Origin of the sequence: Natronospirillum sp., from assembly GCF_022565775.1 — a bacterium.
Lineage (GTDB): Bacteria > Pseudomonadota > Gammaproteobacteria > Pseudomonadales > Natronospirillaceae > Natronospirillum.
Genome location: NZ_JAIUMC010000147.1, coordinates 1 through 4,794 on the forward strand (window position 1 = coordinate 1; position 4,794 = coordinate 4,794).

The 4,794-nt window shown below is 58.5% G+C and carries 3 protein-coding genes; 2 read left to right on the forward strand and 1 reads right to left on the reverse strand.

From position 1 onward, the window contains the following. The first annotated feature begins 152 nt into the window (after positions 1–152). Complete coding sequence (uvrB, locus tag LAT62_RS15930; protein WP_293386153.1) at positions 153–2,168, forward strand: excinuclease ABC subunit UvrB; 2,016 nt, start codon at positions 153–155, stop codon at positions 2,166–2,168. A 79-nt stretch (positions 2,169–2,247) separates the two neighbouring features. Further along, entirely contained in the window at positions 2,248–3,048 is an 801-nt protein-coding gene (locus LAT62_RS15935; protein ID WP_293386155.1) for a sulfite exporter TauE/SafE family protein, read from the forward strand. Here LAT62_RS15935 and LAT62_RS15940 read toward each other — a convergent pair. Beyond that, positions 3,033–4,730: an EAL domain-containing protein gene (locus tag LAT62_RS15940; protein WP_293386157.1), complete on the reverse strand. Its 1,698-nt coding sequence runs from the start codon at positions 4,728–4,730 to the stop codon at positions 3,033–3,035. The genes LAT62_RS15935 and LAT62_RS15940 overlap by 16 nt on opposite strands. Between the last annotated feature and the right edge of the window lie 64 nt (positions 4,731–4,794).

Below are 4,794 nucleotides of genomic sequence, written 5' to 3' on the forward strand. Positions count from 1 at the left end.
GAGTCGAGCTGTCAGGGATGACGTTTTTTGCGTGTCTCACAGGTATGTGCCCGAGAGTGGCGACGGTAGCATAGGCGCCAGACCATCAGGTGGCAGGCTTTTGCCCACGACGTTAGCAACTTCAGGTAATGTAATCGAAATTCGGAGCCGGAATGAGCGACACTTTCAAAGTTGTGTCCAAATACCAGCCCACCGGCGATCAGCCCGAGGCGATTGCCGGTTTGGTCAAGGGTCTGGAGGCTGGCTTGCGCGCGCAGACGCTGCTCGGTGTTACCGGCAGCGGTAAAACCTACACCATGGCCAAGGTGGTGGAAGCCGTGCAACGCCCGGCCATCATCATGGCGCACAACAAGACCCTGGCCGCCCAGCTTTACGGCGAGTTCCGCGAGTTCTTCCCCGAGAATGCCGTCGAATACTTTGTCTCCTACTACGACTATTATCAGCCCGAAGCCTATGTGCCGTCGTCGGATACGTTTATCGACAAGGACGCCTCGGTCAACGAACAGATTGAGCAGATGCGGCTGTCGGCCACCAAGGCCCTGCTGGAGCGCAAGGACTCGCTGATTGTCGCCACGGTATCGGCCATCTATGGCCTGGGCGAGCCCGAATCCTACATGCGCATGATCCTGCATCTGGTGGTGGGTGACCGGGTGGATCAGCGTGCTATATTGCGGCGTCTGGCCGAACTGCAGTACACCCGCAACGACATCGACTTCTTCCGCGGCAACTACCGGGTGCGCGGGGACGTGATCGATATCTTTCCGGCAGAATCGGAAACCGAAGCCCTGCGCATCGAACTGTTCGACGACGAAGTTGAACGCATGGCCATCTTTGATCCGCTGACCGGCGAAATCATGCAGAAGGTCCAGCGCTATACGATCTATCCCAAGACCCACTATGTCACACCGCGCGAGCAGATCCTGAGCGCCATCGACAAGATCAAGGTTGAGCTGAAGGCACGCCTGGAACAGCTGCGCGACAACAACCGTCTGGTCGAAGCTCAGCGCCTTGAGCAGCGCACCCTGTATGATCTGGAAATGATGCAGGAACTGGGTTACTGCAACGGCATCGAGAACTACAGCCGGTATCTGTCCGGTCGGGAAGAGGGTGAGCCGCCACCCACCCTGTTCGACTATGTGCCGAAAAACGCCATCGTGTTTGTCGATGAAAGCCACGCCACGATACCGCAGATTGGCGGCATGTATCGTGGTGACCGCTCGCGCAAGGAAACTCTGGTGGAATACGGCTTCCGGCTTCCTTCGGCGCTGGACAACCGGCCTCTGCGTTTCGAGGAGTGGGAGAAGTTGGCGCCGCAGTTGGTCTTTGTCTCCGCCACGCCTGGGCCTTATGAGGAAAAACACGGTGATCAGGTGGTGGAGCAGGTGGTACGGCCTACTGGTCTGATCGATCCGGAAATCGAGGTGCGTCCGCAAACCACTCAGGTGGATGACCTCTTGCAGGAGATCCATGAACGGGTGCCGGTCGGTGACCGTATTCTGGTGACCACACTGACCAAGCGCATGGCCGAGGATCTTACCGATTTCCTGCACGACAATGGCGTGCGCGTGCGCTATCTGCACAGTGATATTGATACCGTGGAGCGCATAGAGATTATTCGCGACCTGCGGCTCGGTGAGTTCGATGTGCTGGTCGGCATCAACCTGCTGCGGGAAGGCCTCGATATTCCGGAGGTGGCGCTGGTGGCCATACTGGATGCCGATAAGGAAGGGTTTCTGCGCTCCGACCGGTCACTGATCCAGACCATCGGTCGGGCGGCGCGCAACCTGCGCGGCAAGGCCATACTCTATGCGGACAGAATCACGCCGTCCATGCGCCGTGCGATCGACGAAACCGAACGGCGTCGCAACAAGCAGATTGAGCACAATCTGGCTCTCGGTATTACCCCTACTGCGCTGGACAAGAATGTGCAGGACATCATGGAAGGCACGGTCATTCCCGGAAAGTCCAAAAAGCAGACCGGCCGGCGGGAAAAGGTGCGCAAGGTGGCGGAGCAGCAGACCACTTATCGTACACCGGCAGAAGCAGCCCGACGCATCCGGCAACTTGAGGACGAGATGCACAAGGCCGCCCGCCAGATGGCCTTCGAGCAGGCTGCGGCACTGCGTGACGAGATGCTGCAACTGAAAGACCAGTTGAAAGGCCTCTGAGCAGGCCTGCAGGCGGTTGGTAGGCCCTGAACAGTAACGTATACTGCGCGCTTTGCGAAAATTCTGGAGGATGCAGGACATGGCGCTGGAGTGGTTGCTGTCCTATCTGGGGCTGGGGGTTTTTGTCGGTTTCATGGCCGGTCTGCTCGGTGTCGGCGGTGGTACCCTGATGGTACCGGTGCTGACCACCCTGTTTCTGCTGCAGGGCATGCCGGTGGAGCATGTGGTTCATGTCGCCCTGGGGACCTCCATGGCGTCGATCATCCTCACGTCGATATCCAGTCTGCGCGCGCATCATGCCCGGGGTGGCGTGCTCTGGCCAATAGTGCGTACCCTGTCACCCGGTATAGTAGCAGGCACTTTTGTCGCGACGTTTATTGCGGCACAACTCAACTCCCTGGTGCTGGCCATCGTGTTTGCCCTGTTCATGGGGTATGCGGCTCTGCAGATGATTCTGGACCGCGAGCCGCCTCCTACCCGGGAGTTGCCTGGCAGAGTTGGCCTGTTGGCGGCGGGTACCGGAATCGGCGGAATTTCTGCCATGGTGTCGATCGGTGGCGGGTCGCTGACAGTTCCCTTCCTGACCTGGCATAATGTGGATGTGCGCAAAGCCATTGGCACCGCCGCGGCTGTCGGCCTCCCCATTTCGGTGGCCGGTACGCTCGGCTATCTGGTCAATGGTCTGGCCGCACCGACAGGGCAGGACTGGGTGGTCGGGTTCGTGCACTGGCCGGCGGTTGTTGCCATTTCTCTGACCAGTGTGTTTGTCGCCCCATTGGGGGCGCGGACTGCCCATTGGTTGCCGGTCAGGCCGCTGAAACGCATTTTTGCGGTTCTGCTGCTATTGCTGGTGGCGCGAATGCTCTATTCCGTCATGTAGGTTCCCTGAGTCGGGACAGTCTGCAGCAAGGCGGTAAACTCCTCGGCACTGACCGGGTAACCCAGATAAAACCCCTGGCCGAGAGGGCAGCCGAGATCCGTCATAACCTTTTGTTGCGTTTCTGTTTCCAGCCCTTCTGCGACCGCCTGCAAGCCCAGTGTCTCGGCCAGTTGAACAATACTCTGCACAATAGGCAGGGTGCCGCCACCTTTCTCCAGTCCCTGAATAAAGGACTGGTCGATCTTCAATTGATCAACCGGGAAACGGTGCAGATAGGAGAGCGAGGAATAGCCGGTACCAAAGTCATCCAGCGCCAGGCGAACTCCCATCTTTTTCAGTCCACGCATGCTGCTGATAATGGCATCGGAATGCTTGAGCAGAACCGTTTCGGTAAACTCCAGCATCAGTCGGCCGGGTTCCAGCCCAGTGTGTCTGAGACACTGTTGTACCAGAGCCATCAGGTCGCCCCGATATAACTGGTCCGCCGCCACATTGACGGCCAGGCGGATGGGGGGCAAGCCAGCTTTCTGCCATTCACCGGCCTGCAGGCAAGCTGCTTCGAGGACGCGACTGCCGACCTCCACCATCAGACCATGTTCTTCCAGAAGGTACAGGAACTGCCCCGGGTAGAGCAGCCCACGCTGTGGGTGTTGCCAGCGCAAAAGAGCTTCGGCGCCCCGCAATTCGCCCGTGCGCAGACAATACAGCGGCTGGTAATGCAGCAGGAACTCGGAATTGCGAATCGCCTGTTGCAGCTGGGACAGCAAGGCCATCCGTTCGTGAGCGGCCTGATTCAGGGCATGAGTGAAATACTGGTAGTGACCACGACCTTCCTTTTTTGCCGCATACATGGCGGTGTCCGCCGTGCGCAGAAGTTCCTGCGCTGTATGGCCGTCTTCCGGATAGACGCTGATGCCGATGCTGGCCCCCAGCTGAAAGGCCTGGTTATGGGTATGAAAGGGTTCGCTGAGTTGATCCAGGACCTTCTGTGCTACAGACGAAGGGGCCTGAGTGTCCTTGAGTTCCGGCAAGGCCAGGACAAATTCATCACCACCCAGCCGTGCCACTATATCACCCGACCGGACTGCTGAGCTCAGTCGTTCGGCAACCTCTTGCAAGAGCAGGTCACCCGTGTGATGGCCCAGCGAATCGTTCACGTCCTTGAATCGGTCTAGATCCACCATCAGCAGAGCGATTCTGGAATCATCAGTACCAGCCCGCTTGATGGCTTTTTCAACCTGTTCCATCAGGAAGGTTCGGTTGGGCAGACCGGTCAGATGATCATGATGGGCCATGTACTGGATACGGGCCTCGGCCCGGTGGCGCTCGATGGCAATGCCGGCCAGATAAACGGCGCCGCTGACCAGTTCCAGTTGTCGGGGTGACGGGCTGGCAACCTCTTTTCGGTACACGGCAAAAGAACCCAGAACGTTACCCTGTGGCGTCATGATGGGCGTTGACCAGCAGGCGGTGAGGCCATATTGCAGGGCTGTGGCACGAGACGACTCCCACAGAGGATCACTGCTGATATCGGTGACCACTACCGTTTCCCTGCGGTACATGGCTGTCCCGCAGGAACCGACATTTGGCCCGATCTCCAGTCCAATGAAGGCCTTGTTGTAGGCTTCTGGCAAGCTGGGCCCGAAACAGGCTTCGATGCAGTTGTCTTCACCCAGCAGCAATATACTGGCCGGAGGTGCGGATGAATTCTTGGACTACAACGGAGGTAGTTTATGTATTCGTACG